19 protein-coding genes are annotated in these 25582 nt (G+C 50.3%); 10 read left to right on the forward strand and 9 right to left on the reverse strand.

The features are described from left to right. Positions 1-26: 26 nt before the first annotated feature. The 7 genes from IPN95_19005 to IPN95_19035 form a co-directional block, all read right to left on the reverse strand. Complete coding sequence (locus IPN95_19005) at positions 27-3197, reverse strand: TAT-variant-translocated molybdopterin oxidoreductase (protein ID MBK9451458.1); 3171 nt, start codon at positions 3195-3197, stop codon at positions 27-29. 65 nt (positions 3198-3262) lie between these two features. After that, positions 3263-4069, reverse strand: coding sequence for a cytochrome c3 family protein (locus IPN95_19010; protein ID MBK9451459.1), 807 nt, complete (start codon positions 4067-4069; stop codon positions 3263-3265). 785 nt (positions 4070-4854) lie between these two features. Continuing rightward, positions 4855-5496, reverse strand: coding sequence for a DUF4013 domain-containing protein (locus IPN95_19015; GenBank protein ID MBK9451460.1), 642 nt, complete (start codon positions 5494-5496; stop codon positions 4855-4857). A gap of 9 nt (positions 5497-5505) precedes the next feature. Continuing rightward, the gene (locus IPN95_19020) at positions 5506-6306 is read right to left on the reverse strand and encodes an HNH endonuclease (GenBank protein ID MBK9451461.1); all 801 of its coding nucleotides are present in this window, start codon (positions 6304-6306) and stop codon (positions 5506-5508) included. Then, complete coding sequence (locus IPN95_19025) at positions 6303-7592, reverse strand: AAA family ATPase (GenBank protein MBK9451462.1); 1290 nt, start codon at positions 7590-7592, stop codon at positions 6303-6305. The genes IPN95_19020 and IPN95_19025 overlap by 4 nt, the downstream gene beginning before the upstream one ends. A 107-nt stretch (positions 7593-7699) precedes the next feature. Next, complete coding sequence (gene ispG, locus IPN95_19030) at positions 7700-9598, reverse strand: (E)-4-hydroxy-3-methylbut-2-enyl-diphosphate synthase (GenBank protein ID MBK9451463.1); 1899 nt, start codon at positions 9596-9598, stop codon at positions 7700-7702. A 214-nt stretch (positions 9599-9812) separates the two neighbouring features. Next, entirely contained in the window at positions 9813-10499 is a 687-nt protein-coding gene (locus IPN95_19035) for an SDR family oxidoreductase (GenBank protein MBK9451464.1), read from the reverse strand. A 3-nt stretch (positions 10500-10502) separates the two neighbouring features. On the opposite strand from IPN95_19035, the gene IPN95_19040 reads away from it, so the two are divergent. The 10 genes from IPN95_19040 to IPN95_19085 all read left to right on the forward strand — a co-directional run bounded on the left by IPN95_19040 (position 10503) and on the right by IPN95_19085 (position 19667). Next, a complete protein-coding gene (locus IPN95_19040; protein ID MBK9451465.1) occupies positions 10503-10649 on the forward strand; it encodes a hypothetical protein in 147 nt (48 codons plus the stop codon). 88 nt (positions 10650-10737) lie between these two features. Then, complete coding sequence (locus IPN95_19045; GenBank protein ID MBK9451466.1) at positions 10738-10908, forward strand: hypothetical protein; 171 nt, start codon at positions 10738-10740, stop codon at positions 10906-10908. A 26-nt stretch (positions 10909-10934) separates the two neighbouring features. Then, positions 10935-11315, forward strand: a complete 381-nt coding sequence (locus IPN95_19050) for a hypothetical protein (GenBank protein ID MBK9451467.1) — start codon at positions 10935-10937, stop codon at positions 11313-11315. A 39-nt stretch (positions 11316-11354) separates the two neighbouring features. Next, the gene (locus tag IPN95_19055; protein ID MBK9451468.1) at positions 11355-11732 is read left to right on the forward strand and encodes a hypothetical protein; all 378 of its coding nucleotides are present in this window, start codon (positions 11355-11357) and stop codon (positions 11730-11732) included. Between the two features lie 72 nt (positions 11733-11804). Continuing rightward, positions 11805-12188 (forward strand): hypothetical protein, encoded by a 384-nt coding sequence (locus IPN95_19060; protein MBK9451469.1) that lies wholly within the window; start codon positions 11805-11807, stop codon positions 12186-12188. A gap of 99 nt (positions 12189-12287) precedes the next feature. Next, the gene (locus tag IPN95_19065; protein ID MBK9451470.1) at positions 12288-13025 is read left to right on the forward strand and encodes an ABC transporter permease; all 738 of its coding nucleotides are present in this window, start codon (positions 12288-12290) and stop codon (positions 13023-13025) included. 3 nt (positions 13026-13028) lie between these two features. Then, positions 13029-14018, forward strand: coding sequence for an ATP-binding cassette domain-containing protein (locus IPN95_19070; protein MBK9451471.1), 990 nt, complete (start codon positions 13029-13031; stop codon positions 14016-14018). Between the two features lie 302 nt (positions 14019-14320). Beyond that, on the forward strand, positions 14321-15673 hold the full coding sequence (locus IPN95_19075; protein ID MBK9451472.1) for a beta-propeller fold lactonase family protein: 1353 nt from the start codon (positions 14321-14323) through the stop codon (positions 15671-15673). 230 nt (positions 15674-15903) lie between these two features. Next, positions 15904-17610 carry a multicopper oxidase domain-containing protein gene (locus tag IPN95_19080; GenBank protein MBK9451473.1) on the forward strand — a complete coding sequence of 569 codons (1707 nt, stop codon included), beginning with the start codon at positions 15904-15906 and terminating at the stop codon, positions 17608-17610. A 236-nt stretch (positions 17611-17846) separates the two neighbouring features. Further along, complete coding sequence (locus IPN95_19085; protein ID MBK9451474.1) at positions 17847-19667, forward strand: T9SS type A sorting domain-containing protein; 1821 nt, start codon at positions 17847-17849, stop codon at positions 19665-19667. A gap of 1163 nt (positions 19668-20830) precedes the next feature. Here IPN95_19085 and uvrB read toward each other — a convergent pair. Both uvrB and IPN95_19095 read right to left on the reverse strand, forming a co-directional pair. Beyond that, positions 20831-22855 carry an excinuclease ABC subunit UvrB gene (uvrB, locus tag IPN95_19090; protein MBK9451475.1) on the reverse strand — a complete coding sequence of 675 codons (2025 nt, stop codon included), beginning with the start codon at positions 22853-22855 and terminating at the stop codon, positions 20831-20833. 595 nt (positions 22856-23450) lie between these two features. Then, a partial coding sequence (locus tag IPN95_19095; protein MBK9451476.1) for a T9SS type A sorting domain-containing protein occupies positions 23451-25582 on the reverse strand: 2132 nt, incomplete at its 5' end.

Genomic DNA, 25582 nt, shown 5'->3' on the forward strand with positions numbered 1-25582 from the left:
GTTATTTCCTTTTATTCTTAATCAGATTATGCGGGTTCGCCATGACCTTCTGCGTGAGCAGGTGTTCCAGCGGATTTTTCTGTATTTCTGACTTTGGTCAGGTACAATACCTTTGGGAGTGTCTTCACATCTTCAAGTGCGTGGTAACCGCGCTTGTTGTAGAAGAGCTTGTTGATTTCGGAGTTCTCATCGTTGAGGTCTCCAAAGACAATAGCATCGGCGGGGCAGGACTGCTGACAAGCCGTTTTGATTTCGCCGTCGTGAGGATTGCGCATCTCCGTTTTGGCGACGAGCTTCTTCTCCTGGATACGTTGCACGCAGAAGGAGCATTTTTCCATGACCCCTCTGGCACGCACGGTCACGTCAGGATTCAACACCAAACGACCCACTTTGTCGTGTTGCGTTGGATTGACATCCTTGAACTTATCATTCCAGTAATAGCTGAACCAGTTGAAGCGGCGCACTTTGTAGGGACAGTTGTTGGCGCAGTAGCGTGTACCGACGCAGCGGTTGTAGATCTGTTGGTTCAGACCTTCGTCGCTGTGCGTAGTTGCGAGCACTGGACAGACTGACTCACAAGGAGCGTTATCGCAGTGTTGGCAAAGCATCGGCTGATGCAACACTTGCAAGCTACCGTCCTGTGCATCTGGATCACCTTTGAAGTAGCGGTCAATCCGCATCCAGTGCATTTCGCGGCGACGGCGCACTTCGTCGCGGCCCACAGTTGCAATATTGTTTTCTGCGTTGCAGCTCACAATACAAGTTCCGCAACCGGTACAAGCATTCAAGTCAATGGCCATTGCCCAGTGGTGGCCTTTTTTATCATGGATATCCCAAAGGGAGATCATGTGATGCGGAGACGGACGCTTGTTGCCAGCCGACTTATGCTCGACATATTCAGCAAGTGTCGTTTCCTTCGTAATGAAGTCACTGATACGTCCTTCGATTTGCTCGCGCTTGCTATGACCACCTTCAGCAACCATATCGTAACCGATATAGGTTTGCGTTTTGGCCATTTCAATGTTTTCGCCAGTCGGAGCAATCGTCACTCCAGCAGAATGATACTGGAATTGGCTATTGGCAGCGCTGATGAACGGAGCTGCATTTGCACCCACACCTTTGGAAACCTTGCCGACAATGTCAGCGCGGCCCCAACCCAATGCGATGGCAATCGAATCATTAGCCTGGCCAGGTTGAACGATGGCGGGAAGGGTGACTTCGTAGCCGTTGGCTGTCACCTTCAATTTATCACCGTCCTTGATATTCTGAGACATTGCCCATCCGTAGGGAATAGAGACATAATTGTCCCAGGTCACCTTTGTAATCGGATCCGGCATCTCTTGAATCCATGGGTTGTTGCCATAGCGGCCACCACGCATGTAATTTTTCTCGTAGACCACCAATTCGAGGCCAGCTTTGCCTTTGTTGAAGGCAGCATTCACCGTCTCAAGATGTGTACTGACATCGGCCACGATTGGAGCTGGAGCTTCAACGACTTCCTCGTTAGCCTTTACTTTGCCTTTCGCTTTTGGCTTTTCGGAATCCTCAGGCTCGACGGCAACAGGAACTGCAGCGCCTGCATTGGTGAAGTAGCCATTGCGCACGATACCTTCCCAGAACTTGCGGAAATTTCCTCCAGCGCTCTGTGTTGGATACATCGTTGTTTCCCAATTCCACTTCAGGTAATCGTAGTACTTCTTGGCAGGGGCAGCTTCCGTCCATCCCAAAAGGATGTCTTGCCATTGACGCGAACCATGAATCGGACGAACCAATGGTTGTTGCAAGCTGTAATGACCTGCGACGGGATTTGCATCGTCCCATGCTTCCAGATAATGTGTCTGGGCCAGAACGTATTTACACTTTTGGGAAGTCTCGTTTTCTTTGCTGTTGAAAGAAATCGTCAACGGATGTTTGGCGAGTGCTTCACCAAATTTGGTTCCGCCTGCTGCATCATACACCGGATTGGCTTCATCCAGGAAGATCACTGCACCGGCAGTGCCGACATTGTTCATGAAGTCGATCATGTCGACGTCATTGCCTTGCGCCTGATAGCTCGGGACAGCAACATCAATCGTGGAGCCATAGCTGCCGAGTGCTTCGTTGATGGCCTTCACCACGGATTGAACTGCGACATCATTGATCCCACAGATGACGAGCGCTTTGCCAGGACCAGCTTTCTTCAGTTCGATCGCAGCACGGTTGACAGCATTACCTGCGGCATCAAAATCGACACCATTTCCACCGACGATCTTCTTGTAGAGGCTAGACACAGCGCCATAAAGTGCGCTTGGCTTCATCGGAACGCGCAAATCTGCATTCGAACCGGTGAGTGACAACCTCGACTCAAAGTGAATATGGCGCGACATCGTCGGATTTTCTTCCGTGACTTTGCGCTTACTGATATAATCCTTTGTGAATTGGACGGGCGAGATCCAGTTGCCCAAAAAGTCTGCATCGATGCTTACGATCACATCCGCCTTGGCGAAGTTGAAGCTTGGCAACCAATGCGAACCTCCGCCATTGTGTGCAGAAGCCAATGCAAAGAAGCTTGTGGTATCATATACCACGTGCTTTGCACCAGGATATTGAGCAGAAAACCCTTCAATGACCTTTTTGGAAGTTGGGCTGGTGAGCGTGTTGCTTACAAGGTAAACCTTGCCACCTGAAGCCTTGACACCGTCCAACTTGGTTTTGATTTCAGAAAGTGCGCTGTCCCAAGTGGTAGCACCCTGAGGGCCTTTGGGAGCCTTGAGGCGATCTGAATCATACAGATTAAGGATCGTAGCTTGGCCAACAGCACAGGTTCCTCCTTTGGACAAAGCATGAAGGTCGTTACCTTCTACCTTGATTGGACGACCTTCGCGAGACTTCACCAACAAACCGCAATTGGCGGCGCAACCTTGGCAGGTTGTTGCATACCAGCTTGCTACGCCCGGGGTTACGTTTTCTGGCTTGACCACATAAGGAATCGCCTTATTTACAGGAGCCTTTACGCAGGCGGTAATCGCTGCTGCCGTCAGACCGAAGCCGAACAACTTGAGGAAATCCCTGCGATTGCTGGAAAATCCAAGCGATTCCTCAGAAAGGGCTTCCCCAATCGGAAGATCCTCAGAAAACTCGTCCTTCTGGTCTTTCCCAAACCCTGGTTCAGCTTGGTATTGCTCCAATCCGTTCCAGTATGTTTCGTTCTTTCCCATTTATATCTATGTACTGAGTTCTAAATTTTTTCAACGCATTCGACAAACTGTCGGCAGCTAAACAATCAATAGTGGCACCTCGCGCATTCCGTACCGCCCTGATCGGCGACAGTAACAACTTCCTCGCGTCCAAGCGCCTTGTAGAGATCCTTCTGAACTTCCTTCGTACGGTGACAGTTGATACACCATCCCATACTGAGCGTATTGTACTGGTAAAGCACATCCATTTCCTGAACGGGACCATGGCATTCCTGACATTCAACCTTTCCAGCAACCACGTGCTGTTGGTGATTGAAATAGGACAAGTCAGGAAGGTTGTGCACACGCACCCATTCAATGGGAACGTTGTTGTCGTAGGCCGCATAGATCTTGGCGATCTCTTTAGTTCCAGTGACTGCACCTTCCTGAATGCCTTTGTGGCAGTTCATACAGACGCTTACGGCAGGAATCCAAGCGTTTTTGCCCTTGGACGCCCCGCTGTGGCAATACTGACAGTCGATTTCAAACTGACCAGCGTGAATCTTGTGTGAGAACCAAATGGGCTGATCAGGTGCATACCCTTGGGAGTGCCCGACGCCGCGTGCGATCGGCACTGCGATGAAGAGTCCAACCACGGCAACAACCAATGTGCCCAATGAAGCCACATAAGGATTCAAAGCGTAGTTTTTGGTAATCGCCAAAGTGCCGCCGAAGGAATAAGCTTCTTTGCCCTCCCTCACTCGCACAAGGTTTACAAGGTTCACCGAGATGAACACAAGCAATAGGATTACCAAAATCAAAACGCCCACCATGAGGGCGAGCGTCACATAAATGCTCTGATACTCAACATTGACGCTAGGCGCAGGCGCACCAGGTGCCTGCCCTATGCCCATTTCAGGGGATCCGAACGACGCTGCAAAACCAGCACTTTCACTTTGGAAAGGACTGGCAATCAGTGTATTGATTCCCGAAAAAAGGATCAATATGAGAACCAGATACCTGATGGGTACGGTAAATGATTTTCTATGAATTCTGCTCATTTGACAAGCCATTTTACTCAAACGCCTGCAATTTACTATCGCTGTATTTACAATTCAAAGGGGATTTTAAAGAAAATTCAGAGGGGTTGCTATTTAGAATCGTTCTAAATAGAGCCCCAAATATGGTAGTTGCTTGGTATAGGCATGATTGGAAGGCGTTTCACTCACAAAACCCTCCAAAATCATCGAAATTACTGACGATTGTCATTAATTTTCCGGGAGAGGTTATAGGTAGGTATTCGCGAAAAACGACCAATTCCTTGATCAAAATTCAAGTTTTCCCCATTTTGATGTGCGTTCGGATTTCCACCTTGGGTCGATGCCAATCGGGAGGGGTGACACATTATATAGTGTGCCTTTTTGCTAGTCGGAGGAAACGGTTGTTACGATTTCCTTGATGATTCCGATGGTGCGAAGCGATAAGGAAACTCCGGCTTGGTGAAGCTCCTTCTGTTTCTCTCCTGGAGATATGGGTTGATCGCGTTATAAGTTGGGTTGTGTTGCTCCTCGGAGATTCCTCGCTCCGCTCGGAATGAGAACAGAGGGAGCCAGGAAAGACAAATTGGGCGGCTCCAGCCGGAAAACCCGTGTTTGCCGCACGAGTGAACGTTGGAGATGGAAGAATCAGGCCCTTACCCCTACCCTATTTCTTCTGCCAATGCGAACTTCTGACTGAAGACTGAGGCAAATGAGAATCCGGCGACTTGCCAGAACCAAACGCTGCTGAAATAGAATCCGATTCCGAGGCCCAACAAGCCCAAAAAGGACAAGGCCAATGCGGACAAAGCGATCAGCCACGCCTTCCAATATGCAGCACCGCCCTCAACCACGCGGCGCATGGCCCGCATTGGGTCAAAAATCTCGCGCGGATCAAGCTCCTTGCAATAATGGCTCATGTAGCCTGGCACAGCCACGGTTGCAATGGTCCACAGGATTCCTGAAAGGATATACAAAACCAAGCTGTCCAATTCTCGCGCAAAATAGCCGCAAATCACTGAGGGGGCATGATACTCGACCATTCCCAGAAAGGTCAGAAAACCATGTTTGAAAAGCGCCGGATAATTGTTCCACGAGGGCCAAGCGCTGCGCCCATGCTGCATGTTGTGCACCATCAAAATGCGATGTCCCATGTTCAGAATCCATCCGATAGGCGGCAGGAAAATGATCCACAATGCGCCGATGACGACCTCTTTGCGGGAAAGCTTGGATTGCAAGGGGAAACGGAAGGAGGAGCTGAAGCTCAGCGGAGTCTGGAGGTGGATGAGGGGTGATTGCGGCATTGGGGGGGATCAATAAATCAGGTCAAGCTTATTGGCAAACGCTTCGTCGAGTAGTGTTCCCATTTGTTCGTCCCAAAGATGATTACTTCGAAAGAAGTTACAAAGCTGCTTGAATCGTTCGTCATCCAACAATGCAGTAGCAACGATGGCCGTATATTGGCTATCTGGCTGAGCAGATTGAAGAATTTCGGTGAACCAAGTCACGTAGCGTCTCTTGTCAGAGGGCGCCGCCAATGTCCAGTCGATTCTTGAAATGGCATCTGAAATCCGATCTAAATCCTTCAGAACCCGATCCAAAAGCTGGTTGCGCCCCTCCATTTTTCCTCCAAGGTCTGATGTCAGTCCAAGGTCATCTTCCAAGAGTCCCAACTTCTTGATTGTCGCTTTTCCTAAATCGGTCTTGGAACGCAACAAAAAACCCATAAAACCGTCCATTTCAACCTTGCGAATACACAAATGCAGACTTGGGTCTTCGTATCGAGGGTTCAGAAGGCCATCTATTGCTACATCCAACCTGCCTTTTCTCACGTTGCAGCGTTTACAAATCGGCAAAAGGTTGCTCCAATCAACTACAAGCTTGGGATAGAGATGTTTGGCCTTGAAATGATCGACCTCCAAGAATTTGCTTTCAGAAGTATCAAATTTCAATTCGCAAAAGGCACATTTCCCTCGCCCCATTTCGTGAAGGCCATCTACGATGCACGGGATTCGCCATACCGTTTTTCCTGTGACTAGATATTCCGAAGTCAATTTGGCGACAAACGCGTCTGTAAGCAATGCGGGTTTGGGAATGTCAAGCAATCGGATCATGCGACTTCGGGAGGGGTCAGTGATGCCAAGTCCAGTTTCAGAAGCCTGCGTGTAACATTATTAGGGTGCAGAATTTTGTCCAACTGGTCAAAAAGTGCCTTTGCTTCAAGATAACGATCCTCGATCACGGCGTCCTTGAATTTGCGCATCAACTCGCCATAAAGATCAGAATGGGTATGATCCAGCTCCATCAAATCGTGGAGGATTTCCTCTGGAGACCACCCGCTAAAGGTCGTGTCCTTGTAATTTTTAATAGTGACACCGTTCTCAGTCGAATGCAGTACTGCGAGGTTGACTTTCTTGGCACTTTGCAAAACGAGTGGGCTATGCGTGGTCACAATGAATTGGACGTTGGGGAAATGCGTCGTCAAGTCATTGAGGATGCGCTGCTGCCAAGATGGATGAAGGTGAAGGTCGATTTCGTCAATGAGGATGACTGCGGATTCGTAGAAGGGGGTTGACGAATCGGGATAATGATCTATCATTTTTTTTGCGATGTCCGCGACCATGGCTAACATGGTTCTATACCCCATGCTAAGTTCTGCCATTGGAACTGCAGCCTCATCAATCGCAACCTCTATGAAATTTTGCACCTTTTCATTTGATCGAGCAGTCAAAGTTGCTACTTCTGGAATCACTTTCCTTATCAACTCCGCGACCATGCTAAATTGATTTTCGGCTTTCTTGTTTCCTATTTTCATCGCATAGTCCAATCTCGCTAAATACTCCTGTGCATTAATCAATCTATCGTCATGGAAAAAAGTGATCAAATTGATTGGAGAATCGACTAACTCTCCTCTCCCAAGGTATCTACCAGCACCAAATGGAAAGATCAGTAAGTTCAATAAGGAGACGGTGGTCAGTGGAAAATCAACCCAAGGGGTATCATGGTCAGCGACACGGCCAGTAGATGGCGAACGGTTATCAGGCATTTTGACCACCAAATCGCCATTTGAAAAGCAATAAGTTGCAAAAGTCCCGCCTAAAAAAACTGGAAAATCCGACGACAACGCACGAAAGGGCATAACCAAAAAGTTATCTAGGTCGGAATCTTCGTCAAGAGCATTCTCGATTCTTCTCCGAGGCATTGCGACTGGCATCATTCCCAACAGGGAAGTCAACAAAGTTGTCTTCCCTGTCCCGTTATTCCCCAATATCACGGTGAGCATAACCGGTTTGCCATCATCATCTGTGAGATCAAGCGTCTCTTTGCCTTTAAAGCACTTAACGCCCTCCACCGTTAAGGAACCAAAGTACACGGCCTTTTTTTCTGGGCTTTCTGCCATTTTTGTCGCTTTTGGATCAAATATAGGTAAAACGAGGAAAATTTGGCAAATGAGCCTAGTGTGCCAGTGTGAGATCGAGTGTGAGTGAAGAGGAGGATCGCGTCGCCTTACGGCGCCTCAATCCAATTCCCATCACCGGCGATCAAATCGATCAGCCTGTCGACAGCCTCGGCGGTTTTGACGCCTTTGTGGACGACTTCCTTGCCGCGGTAGAGGGCGATTTTGTCGGGACCGACACCGACGTAGCCGTAGTCGGCATCCGCCATTTCGCCGGGACCGTTGACGATGCAGCCCATGATGCCGATTTTGATGCCTTTGAGGTGCTCGGTGCGCTTGCGGATCCTTGCCGTCGTTTCCTGCAAGTCAAACAGCGTGCGTCCACAGCTTGGGCAACTGATATATTCCGTCTTGGTGATGCGCAGGCGACTTGCTTGAAAAATGCCGAAGGTTGTGCGGTTCGTGAGCAGATTTCCCGGACTTACCATCATGCCATCCGCCAGGCCATCCACAAATTGGGCCCCGCTGATGCCTGCAAGAAACAATTGCTGTTTGGCATCTTGCGTGAGGCGGTAGGCTTCGGGAAGGTGGTCGTCGTTGTAGAATTCGAATTCGGTCGGGAGATCCGTGTGCAAAAGTACAGGCGCTTGCACGCCCATGCCTTCGAGGGCGCAAGCGGCATAGCGCCAAGCATGTCCCGCACCGCTGCCCGTCGCATGGATCACCAAAGCCGCATTCGACAGGTCCAAGCCCTTCAATTCCTCCAATTGCGGTATGCTGATTCGAATGAAATTGAGGGACGTGTGCCGGTTGGCTGCCGCCGCAAACGCAGCAGGCGAAGGCCAAAGCGGGAAATGGGTTTCCTGGTCACGCAACACCGTCCACAATTCGGCATCGGCAATGCGCTTGAGGCCGCCGGGCAAGGCAATTGCTGGCATTTCGCTACCTGTATATATATAGTCGGCAGCCATCTCCGAAATGTTGTACTTGTCCAGGTCAGGCGCGTATAAATAACCGCAGTCAGACAGCGTGGCATAAGTCGGCGCGACCGAACTGCTGTCTGCAATCACCCTCGGAACATGGTGATTCCCCAAGTTCAGCACGGAATGGGTATCGCGACGCGTGAATTCGAAGGGGTTGTAAATGATCTCTGGGAAATTGAGAATTGAGAATTGAGAATTGAGTTGGTTTGGTTTTCCATTTTCAATTCTCAATTCTTCATTTTCCATTCTCAACCCATTCTCAAACATGTCCACCAAGAACTTCGCGACAGGGGACTCGTATTCAGGCTCTTCCGTCAAGGAAACGCGTACGGTGTCACCAATGCCATCCATGAGCAGCGCCCCGATCCCTTGCGCGGATTTGACACGTCCGTCCTCCCCTTCTCCCGCTTCCGTCACGCCGAGGTGCATCGGATAGACTTTGCCGGCCTCCATCATCTTCGCCGCCAACAGCCGATAGGCCTGCACCATCACCTGCGGATTGCTCGCCTTCATGGACAAGACGACCTGATCGTAGTTGTAGTATTCGCAGATGCGCAGGAATTCCATGGCGCTCTCGACCATGCCGAGTGGCGTGTCGCCATAACGGCTCAGGATGCGGTCACTCAGCGAACCATGGTTGGTTCCGATGCGCATGGCGGTGCCGTATTCCTTGCAAATTTTGACCAAGGGGGCGAATCGGCTGTGCAAACGCTCCAATTCGGCTTCATAGCCTGCATCCGTATAATCGATCTGCGCGAATTTTTTCTTGTCGGCGTAGTTGCCCGGATTTACACGCACCTTTTCGACGATGCGCGCAGCGACCTCGGCAGCATTGGGCGTAAAGTGAATGTCGGCGATCAAGGGCACGTTGCAACCCAAGGCACGCAAGCGCTCCTTGATGAGCCGTAGGTTCTCGGCCTCCTTGATGCTAGGCGCCGTAATGCGCACATATTCAGCGCCGCTCGCCGCCATGCGCAAGGTTTGCTGCACCGTGCCTTCGGTATCCATCGTATCGGTCGTGGTCATCGACTGAATGCGAATCGGTTTAATCCACCTAGCGCGATGTCGCCGATTTTGACCTCAATAGTTTTGAGACGCTCGCGTTGGAAAATGTTGTTGCAATATTTCATGGTCTTCAAGGACAAATCGTGATGGAATTTTTGCGATTGCTGGTGTCAGTTTTTGAAGGCACAAGTTAGGGCCTGGTCGCGACCTGTCCCTACGGGCAAAAAATTCTATTTCACAAATCCCCCAATTGCGGGCGAATGACAATATCTTCTACGACGCTGCGTGCGCTCAAATGCACCGCTGTATGCACCAAAGTGGCAATATCTTCGGCAGGGATAAAGCGCTCTTCGGGGATATTGGCACCGGCCCAGCTCTCGGTGAGGGTTGCTCCGGGAAGGACGGCGATCACGCGGATGCCTTTGGGTTTCATTTCTTCGCGCAGGCTTTTGCTGAAGCCATGCAAGCCGAATTTGGAGGCAGAATAAGAGCCGCCGGCGCTGTAGGCGGTGATGCTCGCGATGCTGCACATGTTCACCACCGTTCCTTTACCTGCAGCGATCATGTTGGGCAACAACGCCTTGCTGAGGTAATAGGCGCTGAATAGATTGGTGGCAATGAGCTTTTCGAAGATTTCATCGTCTTCCGAATGCAATTGACCAGGGAGGAAAACGCCGCCATTGTTCACGAGGACGTCGAGGGTTCCGTGCTCGGCATTGACGCGGGCAGCGAGGGCTTTCACAGCGGATTTGTCGCTGAGGTCGCAAACGTAGGTGACAAGGTTGGGCATTTCCGCCTTCGCGGCATCGAGGCCGGCTTGGCCCCTTGCGCAGATCAAAACCTTGTAACCATCCGCATAAAACCGCCTCGCAATGGCCAAACCAATGCCTTTGCTGGCGCCTGTGATCAAAATTTGCTTCATAGCATGCAAAATAAACTGAATTCCCCTACCATGGCCAAGACGATTTGCACAATCGGTGACCAAACTGAAAATACCATTGACAACGGGGTTTTGTTTGAATTGCAACCCATTTTTCTCCAAAAGACGGAAACCCACGTTGCCGGTTCCTGAAAATTGCTCAGATTGGAGGCTCTTGGAATTTGGAAAACCGAATCCTTCGACACCTTATATATATGCGCACCATTCAAATCGCAATTCCATGAAAACTTCAAAAACCATCGGGTATGGAATCCTTTTGCTCCTGCAGCTTACTTTCACCGCATTGATCGGGCTTGAGATCTTTTCAAATGCGCGGATGGACATTGGTCCGAAAGGAGTATTTGACAATCTATCCATCGATAGACCCGGCAAAGATTTCTGGATTAGCTGAATCGAACAATTTAATACCTTTACAATATGAAAACCAATAAGACCCTCTACGCCATTTTGGCCTTTGCACCACTGATTCTGCTCATTCCGATGATGCTGATGATGTTTTCCATGTTTACCGAGATCCTGGATCACCCGATGCGGTACCAAAACGGCGAAATGCCGGATTCCTTCATCGGTATCTTTCTGATGTCGATGGTCGTAGGCGTTTTCGGGCTGATCGGAATCATCATGTATGTCATTCATGCTACCAAAAACAAACACATCTCGGACAGCAATCGCACGATGTGGGTTTTGGTGATTGTATTGGCAAGCACTATCGGCATGATCGTCTACTACTTCAATTGGATTCGCAAGGAAGACGAATTAAATGCCAATTTGCCACAGGGTCAGGATCAGTGGCGGTAGATCTTATCGATTCTTTTTTCCACCTTCAATTTTCATTCGATGGAATCCAACAACAAAACGCTGTACGGCATCTTGGCTTTTGGCCCGATTGTCCTCATTCTCATTGGTTTTATCGGCATGATCGGCACCGCTGTTGCTGAGGTAGGGGCCCACAGTTCGGAACCACCCGCAATCTTCTGGGCTTTCTTCGCCTTGATCATGATCTCCGGTATACTGAGCCTGGTCAGCTTGATCATGTTTATCATTCACATCAGCCGTAACACACAGCTTGACGATGGCGCCAGGATCGGTTGGATCATCGGGATGCTGTTTGTGCATGGCGTCGTTGCCATCGTGTACTTTTTCATGTACGTCGCAAAGGATCAGCCTTTACCGGTCCAAGACTATCAGGATCCGAAGAATCCTTGGGACGCCTGAACGCGGCCCCGCCTTCGACAAAATTTTGAGTTGGAAGGCAGAATGTGAACTTTCAAAGTGTATCTTTCGAATATGAAAAAAACGAATAAGACGGTCTACGCATTGATGGCTTTTGGCCCGATCATTTTGATCATTCTGGCGATTGTGCCGATTTTTTTGGTCGCAGCCGCAGTCGATGAAGGTCGGAACACAAATCTAGATCGTGATTCGGGTCTGTTTCTGGTGTTTTTCATCATTGCCATGATGGTCGTCGGCGGAATTTTGTCGCTCGTAAGCATGATCATGTACATCATGCACATCGCCAAAAATCCTAGAATTCCTGAAGATCATCGCATTGCATGGATTCTTGGAATGGTTTTGGCAAACGGCATTACCAACATCATCTACTTTTTCGTGTACATTGCCAAGGAGGAGGAATACATTCCACCGCAACAAAATACCTCACAATGGGGGTGAGCATCGACCGCTTTGTAACCATTTCAAAGTAAATACGCTTCTGAAGTTCCGCTTTTCCTTCTTTCGTTATTCAAGGGGAGCGTCTATATTTGGGGATTCATGAAGATACTCTACCATATCGGCAGGTACTTGACGCTTTTGGGCAGCTTTTTTAAGTCGCCCGAGAAGTTTTCCGTCTATTGGAACCTGATTCTCGTCGAATGCAACGCCATTGGCGTGGGGTCGGTCCTGATCGTGGTGCTGATTTCCGTGTTTATCGGCGCGGTTATGACCGTGCAAACAGCCTATCAATTGGAGTCTCCTCTCCTACCCGACTCCTTGATCGGTACCACCGTGGCCAACAGTTCGATGCTCGAATTGGCACCCACCGTGACTTCGCTTGTGTTGGCGGGCAAGGTCGGATCTGCGATTGCTTCGCAATTGGGCACCATGCGCGTGACCGAACAGGTCGATGCGCTGGAAGTGATGGGCATCAATTCGGCGACGTATTTGATCTTCCCGAAGATTGTTGCAGCGCTGATCACGTTTCCTTTGCTGATCATCCTTGCAGCTTTTTTGCAAATGGCCGGCGGATTGGTCGCAGGCGATTTGACGGGCGAAGTTGCCTCCGTGGACTTCATCGCAGGGATGCAGGAATACTTTCAGGTATTCTACATCAACTTCATGATTCTCAAGGCTGTCGTATTCGGATTTATCATCAGTTCGATTGCAGCCTACCAAGGTTACCATGTGCGCGGTGGCGCCTTGGAAGTTGGACAAGGAAGCACCCGCGCGGTGGTGTTTTCCTGCATCGTGATTCTTCTTGCCGACTTTACGCTCGCTAAACTTTTGATCTAAGGCATGGCGATCGTCATTCAGAACATCATCAAAGGCTTCGGCGAAAAGCAGGTGCTCAAAGGCATCAGCCTCAGACTTGAGCAAGGCAAGGTCAACATGATCATTGGCGCGAGCGGTAGTGGCAAGTCGGTCATGCTCAAATGCATCGTCGGATTGATGAAGCCCGATGGTGGCTCGATCAAATACGACGACGTGGATTTCCTCTCAGCCAACTTCAAGGAAGTCAGGGAATTGCGGAAAAACATGGGAATGCTGTTTCAGTATTCGGCCTTGTTTGACTCGATGACCGTCGAGGAAAATGTCGGCTTTCCCTTGAAATTGTACACCAAATTGTCGGCCAAGGAGATCAAAAAACAGGTTCAATCCTGCCTTGACCGCGTGAATATGACCGGTACCAACCACTTGTTTCCCGCAGAATTGTCGGGCGGCATGATGAAAAGGGTCGGTATCGCCCGTGCGATTGTACTGAATCCCAAGTATCTTTTTTGCGACGAACCCAATTCGGGCCTTGACCCTTTGACTTCGAAGGTGATCGATGAGCTGATTCAAGACATTACGGCAGAATACAATACCTGTACCGTTGTGGTCTCCCACGACATGAACTCGGTGATCAACATCAGCGACAACATCATGTTCCTGCACAAGGGCCAAAAGGAATGGGAAGGTGACAAGCGTGCGATTATGCATTCGGGGAATGACAGCCTTGACAAGTTTGTCTTTGTTTCTGACCTGATCAACCGAGACTTGTTTGCCAATGGCCCAAATGCTCCGAAGGATTTGCCAGATTTGGAGAAAAAAGAGGCGGAAAAGCAACCGGGGAACAAGGAACAGGAACTTGAAACCTCCGTTCAATCCGAACCGGAAACGCCGATCGTCGAAAATCTTTTGGAAGAAGCTGCAAATGCTCCGGAGTCAGTAGAAAAACCGGAGGTCGCGCTGAGTCCCGAGGAGGAAATTGATCCGCAACCGGAGGTCCCGCCTACCGAATCCTAATCCAAGAAAGCAGTTGCTGCAAGAGCCCGTGGTCAAATCCTTGACTACGCTACAGTACTTTCCGGAAAATTGGTAACTTCGTTCGAATGCTGACACAAACTGTGTCGGGCAGTACCAACTTGCGATTGTAGGATTCATTTTGCATGCGGAGATTTGCTTTTTTGCAACAACCAGGTGATTCACCAAGGATTTCGATTCCTCTTGGATGGGTCGCAACATTCTTACTGTTGACGATTTTGGCAAGTTGCCGTCCTGATGGCATAGAGCTTTCGCAGAAATATCCGGATTACATCGGCAGGATCATGCGGCGAAATTGTGCCACCAAGGGTTGCCATACGCAAGAAAGTGCGGAGGCTGCTGCCGGATTGAATTTGGAGACATGGGACAAGTTGTTTGAAGGCGCAGCAGGTGGCAGTCCGGTGATTCCCTATTCGCCCGACCAAAGTTACTTATTGTATGCGATCAACACGGATACAAGCCTGGGGCCTACCCTTGCGCCGACGATGCCGATTGGAAGACCGGCTTTGACCCATGCGGAGTATATGGACATTCGGCAGTGGATCCTCGAAGGCGCGCGCAATGAAGACGGAAAGGAAAGATTTCCCGCTGAATCCGGTCGCAGGAAATGGTATGTCGCCAACAAGGGCTGCGACCGTGTTGCTGTCGTGGACGCAGAAAGCAGGCAGATCATGCGCTATGTGGAAGTCGGTGCCAATCCCGTTGCCTTGGAGCTACCGCATGCCCTTGTGATGTCGCCCGATCAGCGCTCATTTTACGTGATTTTCTCAATGTTTAGCCCCCATATCGAACAATACAGTACCCTCACCGACGAAAAAATTGCAAGTATTTCGCTGGGGCACAATGGCTGGAATTCGATGTGCATCAGTCCAGATGGAAAGTTGGGATTTGTGGTCGCGGAACAAATGCGGGAGGTATTGGTGCTTGATCTGACAACACATCAAATCGCAGCTCCGTCTGTAACAACCTTTCAGGATGTACACGGCCCTGTGGTGCATCCCTTTCAACGGAAACTCTATCTGCCTCAGCCTTTGCGCAGTGGCATGTATGTAATGACTTTTGATCAAATGGGTGTACTAAGCAACCCCTCCACGGTGGATCTTGTACAAGGAGTAAACCCTGCGCAACCTGGCAATCTTTGGCCGTACAAAATTGTATTCTCTCCCGACGCCTCCAAGTACTTTGTCGCTTGTCGCAACAGCAATGAGGTGCGCGTATTCAGTGCGCTCAACGATAGTTTGATACAGGTCATCCGAGTCGGTGATTTTCCAGTGGACTTGGCAATATCGGCGGCGACTGGACATCTCTTGGTGGCCTGTCAGGAAGATACGACATTTGTCAACGGAACAGCAACAACACGTGGCTCTGTATCGGTAATCAACTTACAATCAGGCCAATTGGCGCGGACTTTATATACTGGATTCCAGCCAGGTGCAATTGGTATCGATCCCGTTTCAGGGTTAGCTGTGGTAACCAACCGCAACTTATTGGGCAATTCGTCAGGGCAGCACCATCCATCTCCCTGCGGTGGGGTCAACGGGTACCTTACCATGATCGACCTTCAGAATTTGGAGCTTGTGAACGGCTACAAATATGAATTACTCGCAGACCCGGCAGCGGTTGCCGTGAAGCAGTGAGTTTTTTTTGGGTTTTTGTCAGTTTTCAAGCGAATTGCGCCCAACTCCGTTGCGATTATTGCATTTCCAGCAAAAAGTGCGATCTTGTCTCATCTTTTGTCAACTAATATCAATTCTATTTCGATCAGGATTCAACTATGGAAAAACTCTACAATTCAAGAATGTGGCTGATTGTTTTTGCAAGCATGGTTTTTCGACCGTCGCTTTACGCTCAGCCGTTCCAACAACCAATGCAGGTTCCACAGCTTATTGACGCTGCAACGGTGAACCTGACGATGGATGTTGAATACCATAATTTCAGCGGAATCACGGGGGATAGCTTGAATGTCAATATCAAGACATTTGCCTACAACTCACCACAAGCGCTTGGAACCAATACCTACCTTGGTCCGACCTTGCGTTGGTTGGAAGGCCGCCATCAGACCATCAACATAACCAACAACTTACCTGGCAGTGACACATCTACGGTTCATTGGCACGGCGCCCACATCCCGGCATGGACCGACGGTGGCCCTCACCAAAAAATCAACCCGCAGGGTGGAACCTTTAGCCCTGATTTTGAAGTCCTTGACTCAGCATGTACACTTTGGTATCACCCACATGGTTTGGATGAAACTTATGTGCAAGTGCAAATGGGCTTGGCAGGTACGATCGTAGTGAATGAGGCGAGTGATGCCCTTGGTGCATTGCTACCCCACACGTACGGGCAAGACGATTTCCCGATCATCATCCAAGACATTTTTTTCCAGCGCTCCACGATCAATCCTGATTCATTTTCCATTGATACTGGCAAAGTTGGATTGGGACGAAGGGTAATCATGAATGGAAATATCCGCCCCTACCTGGATGTCCCGCCACAAAATGTACGTTTCCGCATTCTGAATGGATCGACACGGTTGCCTTATCCCCTTTGGATTGGCCCGAATAAGAACCAGCATCTTCCTTTCAAGCTCACAGGAAGCGATGGCGGTTACCTACCCGATAGTGCTAGAACCGTCACGACAATCCTCACCGCACCGGGCACCCGCAACGAAATCGTCTTTGACTTTTCAGCCTACGCAGGTCAGACACTCTATATGACAACTGTGAGCGGCGAAAGCGCCCAAGACTCGTTGGTTTTGCAGTTCAGAGTAGGCGCTCTTCCCACCGCACCCCTTGGAATCGTACCTGCAACGTTTCCCGCCCATGATGTATATCCCTATGGGGCATTTACTAAGACGCGTACGAAAAAATTGCTGGGGAATAGTGCCAATGGCCCGCATCCAGGGCTTTTCAACATTAACAATTTGCAATTTGTGCCCGAGACAATCAATGACACCATTAACCTTGGAGATACCGAAGTTTGGACCATTGAAAACCGCACCAACAAGCCTCACCCATTCCATATCCATGACATCCAATTCTATGTAATTGACGTGAAGGATACGAATGGTGTTACCCAGCCAATGCCCGTCGAATATCTCGGTCGCAAGGACGATATCTGGATTCTACCAGGCGACGTGGTCCGCTTTGTCACCAAGTTTGATGACTTCGGGAGCCCCATGCCTTTTGAGGTGGCGACGGAGACTTATATGTATCACTGCCACATCTTGCCCCATGAAGATGGGATGTATGCCGCATCCAACGTGCATGCGGGGATGATGCTGCAGTTTGCAGTATGGGATGGCACGGTAAGGATCACGGAAGCTCAAGAAATCGGCGATGGAATGCAGCTTTATCCCAATCCGGCGCATGATGTATTGCACCTGCGCGGGGAGAGTCGCATACCGAGCGAACTTCGGATTTATGACATTCAAGGTCGTTTGTTGCACAAGGAAGCTTTGAGCGCATTCAATGGTGATGTAAGTATTCCTGTGGCTGACCTTGCGGTTGGAATGATCCTCGTCGAATGGAGCTCTGCCAAGGGCACATTCACAAAAAAGGTCGTTTTGCACTGATTGTTCGTGCATCGATCCATTGAAATGGCTACCCGATTCGGGTAGCCATTTCGCTTTATGGAAAATGGGGTTCATTGTTATCCATAGGGCAGCAAAATTTCCAAAACCCCTATAATCAGTCGATTAAAATTAAAGACGGATTAAAAATGGAAAGCATCACTGATTTCCATATCCCGTTTCAGAAAAATTTGCAATATTTGCACTGTCAACTATTTTCCACCCTTTAATCAATCAGTATGAGAAAAATTTCTACATTATTCTTGTTTTTGCTTGTTTGTACCGCCGCTTTTGGGCAAAATACGCCGGAACTGCTCTGGTACAAATTTGATGGTACGGGCACAAGTGTTCCCAACTTGGCCTCCTCACCTCCCCCCGGCACCACTACTGCTACGCTTATGGGCGGGCTCACCCAAGGCGGTTCAGACATTTGTGACGGGACAGTAATTGGTACAGGTATTTCTTCTACAACCGATTACGTCAATACTGGCTGGGCAACCAATTTGTCTGGTACATCTTGGACGATTTCCTTCCGCACCAAAGACATCACTCCTAGCTCCACGCTGTTCTATGTTTTTGGGGATGCAGGAGCGGGAACCTTCCGTTGTTTCACAAATGGCGTGGCTGGTCCAAACAACTGGTGGCTACGTGGTGGTTTTACCGATGTTTCGCTCAATGGTGGAGCCATCGTAGGGCCAACGATGAACACCTTTGTTTATGACATGGGCCTTGGAAACATCAAAGCATATCTGAATGGCGTGCTTGTGAACACTGTGGCACAAACCGGACCAACGATCGCTGGTGCTGGCCCATTGAAAGTCGTAGGCTATAGCAGCAATGTTGGTGCACCTGCTGGCGGAAAATTGGATGATTTCCGTGTGTATAACCGTGCATTGAGCGCCCAAGAAGTTTTGGACATCTACAACGGTGTCAACAACAACTTCCTTCCTGCGGATCAATTGCTTTGTGCAAATGATTCCATCGCGGTTGGTAGCAGCATTAATGGTACGTATTCTTGGAATACTGGCGCATCGACCGATTCCATTTGGGTTGACAGCGCAGGTCAATACATCGCCACACTGGCAAGCACCTGCGCCAATGGCACCGATACCGTGAACATCATTGCCGCTCCTGCCCTTCCAATGGCTGGTTTTGCAGGTCCTGATGATACCATTTGTGTGGGTGACACCCTTTCCTTGGGCTATTCTACGACTGATAGCATCCTTTGGAGCACGGGTGCAACGACTGACAGCATCTGGGTGAGTTCACCTGGCCAATACGAAGTGGCCATCACGGGCTACTGCGGTACGGTGCGTGATACGGTGCGCATTGACTCTTCAGCCTTGATTTATGCTGGATTTGCGGTTGCCGACACCAACGGCGGTTGCGTCGGAGATACCATCAGTTTGATGACGACTTCGCCATTCAGCAGCTATGTTTGGAGCACGGGCGACAGCACGCAAACGATCTGGGTAACGGGCGGCGGCAGCTATACCGTCAATGTCATGGATGGTTGCGGTTCCGGCGTCGATACGGTCGAAGTTGATCCATTTATCGTCGGCCCAAGTGCTGCCTTCACTTCCTCCGTCAACATGATGGATGCATCGTTTACCGACAATTCCACCGGCAGCAACCTTGCGTATGCTTGGAATTTCGGTGATGGCAACACGTCAACAACCGCTGCTCCGACCCATACCTACGCAGCCAATGGCACCTATATCGTGACGTTGACTGTCTCCAATGCATGCGGTTCGTCGATGTCGACCGACACCGTTGTGATCAACTTCATTGGTATTGCCAATCCATCCAACATGGATGTGAATGTCTATCCAAACCCTGCCCACGACCGCGTGATGGTGGCCACGGACCTGACTGAAATCCAAGACCTTCGCGTTTCGATCGTTTCCTTGATGGGTCAGGTAATGGTGGAGCAACAATTTACAGCTGTGAATGGCAGCTTCCGCCAAGCGCTGGACCTGAACGCATTGGCAGCTGGCGTTTATTTCCTCCAAGTCGAAGGCACTGCTGGCAAGCACGTGACACGTCTGGTTGTGGAGTAATTCCTGCCTTTAGGATTTCAAAAAAAAGCCGCCCGCAGATTTTCTGTGGGCGGCTTTTACGGGTTTCAGAGGTCAAGGGCCCGAACCGCCGAATTAGATCAACGGCGGCGTTGGTTTCAGGCTCGCCTGGAACCAGGCCGGGGGGAAAGCCGAAAGCCCCTTGAAAGTTCTTAAAAAAATTAAAACAAAAAAAATTCAAAAAAATTATAAACAAATTCCCAACCAGAACCAAACCGCCCGCCGATTGCATTTTTTCCCCGCAAAAGGGGGGACCATTCTTTTCCCCCTCCCTTTTTTTTCAAAAAATTTCCAATATCCCGGAATAACAGGGAGTAAGCCCCTAAAAAAATAATATCTTTCCCCCGCCCCCCCCCCTCGCCGCCCCCCAACCCACTACCTATTCTTGTTTTTTGTGCCCCCCCCCCCCCAAAACCCCCCCCAAGGAAAGAAAAGAAAAAAAAAAATTTTTATTTCTAAAGAAAAAAAAAGAATTGTTTTTTTCTTGGGTGGCGGAGGTTTTTTTTCCCCCCGCCGGCGCGCGCCCAAAAAAATTTCTTAATAAAAAAACGGGGGGGGAGTCCCGGCCCGAGGCCCGGGCCCCCGGACCCCCAAACCGGAGGGCCAAAGAAAAAAAGAGAGAATGGGGGAGCGGGGGGGGGGGGGGGGGGGAACCCATTCTTTCCCCCCCCCCCCCCCCCCCCCCCACCCTAAAAATTTTTTTTTTTTTTAAATAAAAAAAAAAACAAACCCAGCGGCCGCGGGGAGGGCCCCCCCCAGAAAAATAGCCCCGGGGGAGGGGGAAAGGAGAAAAAATTTTTGGGAGGTCCCCCAACCCCCCAAAGTTTTAAAAAAGGAGGGCGGGCCGGGTTGGGAAGGGGGGAAAAAAAAAACGACCCCCCCCCGCCCCCCCCCCCCTCCCTCTCTTTCCCTTATTCCATTTTTTTAGTGAAAATTTCCGGGGGCACGGCCCGGGCCCGCGCCCGTTTGGTTGGCGTTAGGAAGAAGAGAATGGAAAAAAGGGGGGAGGGGGTGAAAAATTGGGTTGGGGGGAAGGGGAAAAAAAAAAAAAAAAAAAAAAAAAAAAAAATTAAATAAAAAAAAAAATTAATAAAAAAATTAATTAGTTAAAAAATTATGGAGAAAAAAACAAGAAAAAAAAAACCTCACCGTTTGTTCTCCTTCAACCGCGCCTGATAGGCAAACAATTCGTCGCGGAGACGGGCGGCTTCCACGAAGTTGAGTTCTTTGGAGGCGGCTTCCATGTCTTTGCGCAGGATTTTGATGCGTTCCTCGATGACGGGAACCGTCAGGTATTCGGCTTCACCTTCGGCGACCGACCACGTATTTTCGGGTTCCAGCTCGGCTTCGCCTTTGAGACGGCGGCCCAAGGCACTGCCGAATACATCGATGTTCTCGCGCTGAATGGTCTGCGGTGTGATACCATGCTTTTCGTTGTAGTCCATCTGGATGCGGCGGCGGCGCGTGGTCTCGTCCATCAGCTGCTTCATCGCGGGCGTGATCTTGTCCGCGTACAGGATCACGCGCCCGTCCACGTTACGCGCAGCGCGCCCTGCGGTCTGTATAAGCGCCTGGGCCGAACGCAAAAAGCCTTCCTTGTCCGCATCCAAAATGGCCACGAGCGTCACCTCGGGCAAGTCCAACCCTTCCCGTAGCAGGTTCACGCCGACCAAAACATCGATTTTTCCCGAACGTAGGTCATGCAAAATGTCCACCCGCTCCAGGGATTCCACTTCGCTGTGAATATAGCGGCATTTGATCTTCAAATCCGCGAGGTAACGTGCCATTTCCTCGGCCATGCGCTTGGTCAACGTCGTAACGAGCGTCCGTTCGCCACGTTTGGTGCGCTCGTCGATTTCTTCCAGCAAGTCATCGACTTGGTTGATCAGTGGCCTGACTTCGACTTCAGGATCAAGCAACCCTGTCGGACGCACGATTTGCTCGACGACGACACCGCCTGCGGCTTGCAATTCAAAATCAGCTGGCGTTGCGCTGACATAAATGACTTGGTTGATCATGCTGTCAAACTCGTCAAATTTCTGCGGACGGTTGTCCATTGCACTGGGCAGACGGAATCCATGCTCAACAAGGACCATTTTGCGGCTTTTGTCCCCGCCGGACATGCCGCGGATTTGTGGAATGGTCACGTGACTTTCGTCAAGCACCATCAAATAATCCTCGGGAAAATAGTCGAGCAAACAATAGGGACGGCTGCCGGCATCCCGAAAACTCAGGTACCGGGAATAGTTTTCGATTCCGGAGCAATAGCCGAGTTCGCGCATCATTTCAAGGTCAAACTCGGTGCGCTCGAGGAGGCGCTGCGCTTCGATGAACATGCCGACCGACTTGAAATAGTTCACCCGGTCCATCAATTCGGCTTGGATTTGCTTGATGGCGGTTTGCAAAGCGTCCTTCGGGGTCACGAAAAGATTTGCAGGGAAGATCGTATAAGCGGTCAAGGATTCCTGTTTACGACCGGATTCTGGATCAAAAATCTGGATTTTCTCGACTTCGTCCCCGAAAAACATCACCCGCAAGCCGTAGTCATCGTAGGCCGGAAAAACATCGACGGTATCGCCCTTGACGCGAAAATTCCCCCGTTTGAATTCTGCTGTGGTGCGGCTGTAAAACAGGTCGACGAGTTTGTTCAGAAAGGCATTCAGCGAAATCTTCTCCCCTTCCTTGAAGCTCCAGATATTGGCCTTGAAGTCCTCGGGGCGGCCCATACCGTAGATCGCAGAAACGGAGGAAACAATGATCACATCCTTGCGTCCGGAAAGCAATGCAGAAGTCGCGCGCAAACGCAGCTTTTCAATTTCCTGGTTGATGCTCAGGTCCTTCTCAATGTAGGTATTGGTCGCGGGAATGAAGGCTTCGGGCTGATAATAGTCGTAATAGCTGATGAAGTATTCGACGAGATTGTCGGGGAAAAAGGTTTTGAATTCGCCGTAGAGTTGGGCCGCAAGCGTTTTGTTGTGGCTCATGATGATCGTCGGACGCTGCACCTCCTGGATAACATTCGCGATCGTGAAAGTCTTGCCGGAACCCGTCACACCCAACAAAACTTGGTGCCGGTCACCGGATTCCAAACCTTCGACAAGTTGTTTGATCGCGTCGGGCTGATCACCGGCAGGCGTGTAGGATGACTGAAGTACAAATTCCTTTTCCATGACCAATTTCCGGTTCGCTGTCCTCTCCTGCCCTTCCCTACCGGATTCCAAAACTTGGCAAAGTTAGCCGAATGTGCGCAATCAGGACGAAAACTGTTTGCTTTACTTCAAATCCTTCTCAAGTGGATTTTGCCTAGCTTCGCCAAGACAAATCGACGGAAATTGAGGCGTCGCCGCGGCATCACCTCTTCCATCAATTCGTTGGAAGCCGCAATTGCAGCTCGGCGTTTATGCGTTTGAGCAGATCATCCTTGGTCCAACAATCCTATTGCAATTCCGTCAATTACAGGGGCGATAGTGGCCGGCATTATTGCAATTAGGCAGCCTTAAGTACGGGTATTCGAATCGGGTTTCCGATCCGGATTTTGTACAGCGATCATTTTACCGAATTATCGTTCCACATCGAAAGATCGCGTGGAAGTTCTCGTACACGCCTCCAAGCGCGTTGTCGTGGCTCCGGTTCGGCTTGGGCCTTTGGATTCACTGCAACAAACCTAGCCCTAAACAAAAATCTTCGGCACCCGCCCCTTTGGGAGCAAAATGCCGAAGATTTTGAAACAGCTACCTTTCAGCAACTGCGGGAACTGAACGGGGATTACTCCACGCGCAGCATGTGCGTCGATTGACCGCTTGCCGATTGCATACGCAGCATGTACACGCCTGCAGGCAGGTCGCGCAGTTGCACGTCTTCGGTCACGCGGCCGCTGACTTCGCCGAGGTCACGGGCATACACCACTTGACCGGCCAGGTTTTGAACCGTCATGGTCACTTGCTCAGCGATGCCGAGGTCAAATGTCACACGGAACTTGCCTGCATTCGGATTGGGGAATACGGATACCGAACCATTTGCAAAACCTGCATTGAGTCCAACGACCGTCACGGACTGCGTCGTCGTATCGCTACCGCAAGCATTGGTGACGATCAAAGTGGCAGTGTAAGAGCCCGGGGCGTAGGTATGCGTAGGATTCTGCACTGTGCTTGTGTTGCCATCACCAAATGACCATGCATAGGTCGTTGCACCCGTTGAGGTGCTGGTGAAGGTGTAGTCAAGTCCGGCGCCGCCAACGGTAAAGGTGTAGCTTGCAGCGGGTGAAACTGCAGTGGTTACCGCAACCGTGTCCATTCCAGCGCAACCATTTGAATCACTTACAGCAACGGAATAGCTGCCTGCGGCAGAAACAGAAATCGTCTGTGTCGCGCTGTTGTTGCTCCAAAGGTAGCTCGAACCTGGGTTGCCAGCATCCAAGGTAGCGGATGCACCATTGCAAAGCACGAGGTCTTGCCCAAGGCTTACGACAGGCGATGCAGCAATTTGGACGTTGACAGAATCCCAACCTTGGCAACCAATCGAGTCAGAAACCAACACCGAATAGGCACCGGAAGTCGTCACCGTGATGGAGGAGGTCGTGGCGTTGTTGCTCCAGAGATAGGCAGCGGCACCGATACCAGCGTTCAGAACATAGCTGTCGCAGCCCACCGTGTCAGCACCGAGGTTCACCACGGGTACAGGATTCACGTTCAATACGATCGTGTCACGCAAGGTACCGCAAGTCGTGATAACATCGACGGAGTAGGTGCCGGATGAATTCGCAGTCAAGGTATTGGCCGTGTCGCCTGTGCTCCAGACTACCGTTGCGCCGGGCCAGTTACCAGCATCCAAGGTGTAGCTGTCACAAGCGCTTGTGTCTGCGCCAAGATCCACAGCTGTGTTGGGATCCACCACAACCACATAAACGGAGTCCGTATTGACACACAAGCCACTGGTGAAGGTGACACCATAGTAACCCGTGGTGCTCACAGTCAAATTACTTGTGGTAGCACCCGTGTTCCAGAGATAGGTATCAGTTCCCAGACCTGCGTTGGCATCCAAAGACACTGTGGAAGGTGAACAAACCAATTGGTCATCGCCGAGCCATACACCGTCATAGATGCGCACGTCATCAAAGGCAACGCCATCGTCTGTGACAGAACCGTCTGATGCGAAATTGAAACGGATCTTCACGTTGGCTTGGTTGCCTAGACCCGTCAAGTGGTGCTTGGCAGTGACCCATCCACCGCTACCATCCGAGCTGGCGTTGCGTCCTGACCATCCATCTTGGAAGCCACCAGGGTTTCCAGTGATGGAGTTGTCAGTGTACCAGTTGAGCGGGTCGCCAAATGCGCCGATGATGCTCCAAGTTGTGCCGCCATCGGTAGATGCCGTGATGTTCATGCCATCCCAAGAAAATTCGGCATTCCACCAGACACGCACAGAGATCACAGGATCGCAGACGTTGCTGAAGTCAAAGCAAGGACCTTCTACCCACGAGAAGTCATTGTCCAGATATAATCCTGTCAAGCCACCTGTGACAAAACAGTTTGCGCCGCTTGCAGCACTGTTGATCACCGACTTGGCAGGTGTACCAAATGCCCAAGTTCCAGCACTACCATTGGTGATCCGCCAGCCATTCTGACCTGCTTCAAAGTTTTCAAAATAAGGCAAGCTGGAGATGATCGGAATTCCGATGGTCACAACACTGGTTGAGTCATTGCCGCTATTGGTATCCAAGCCATAGCTGGACCATGCATTGATCGTCACGGTCGACGGGCCAGAAAGGTCGGCGCCACCATTGACGAAGGTGTAGGTAACGGTATCTCCTGGCAAAATCGCATTCGACAGCACCACAGTATCGATCACTGTATTTCCAAGGATTTGGAAAGAAAGGTAGATCGTCTCACCGGCATTGA

Source organism: Bacteroidota bacterium, from assembly GCA_016718825.1.
GTDB lineage: Bacteria > Bacteroidota > Bacteroidia > J057 > JADKCL01 > JADKCL01.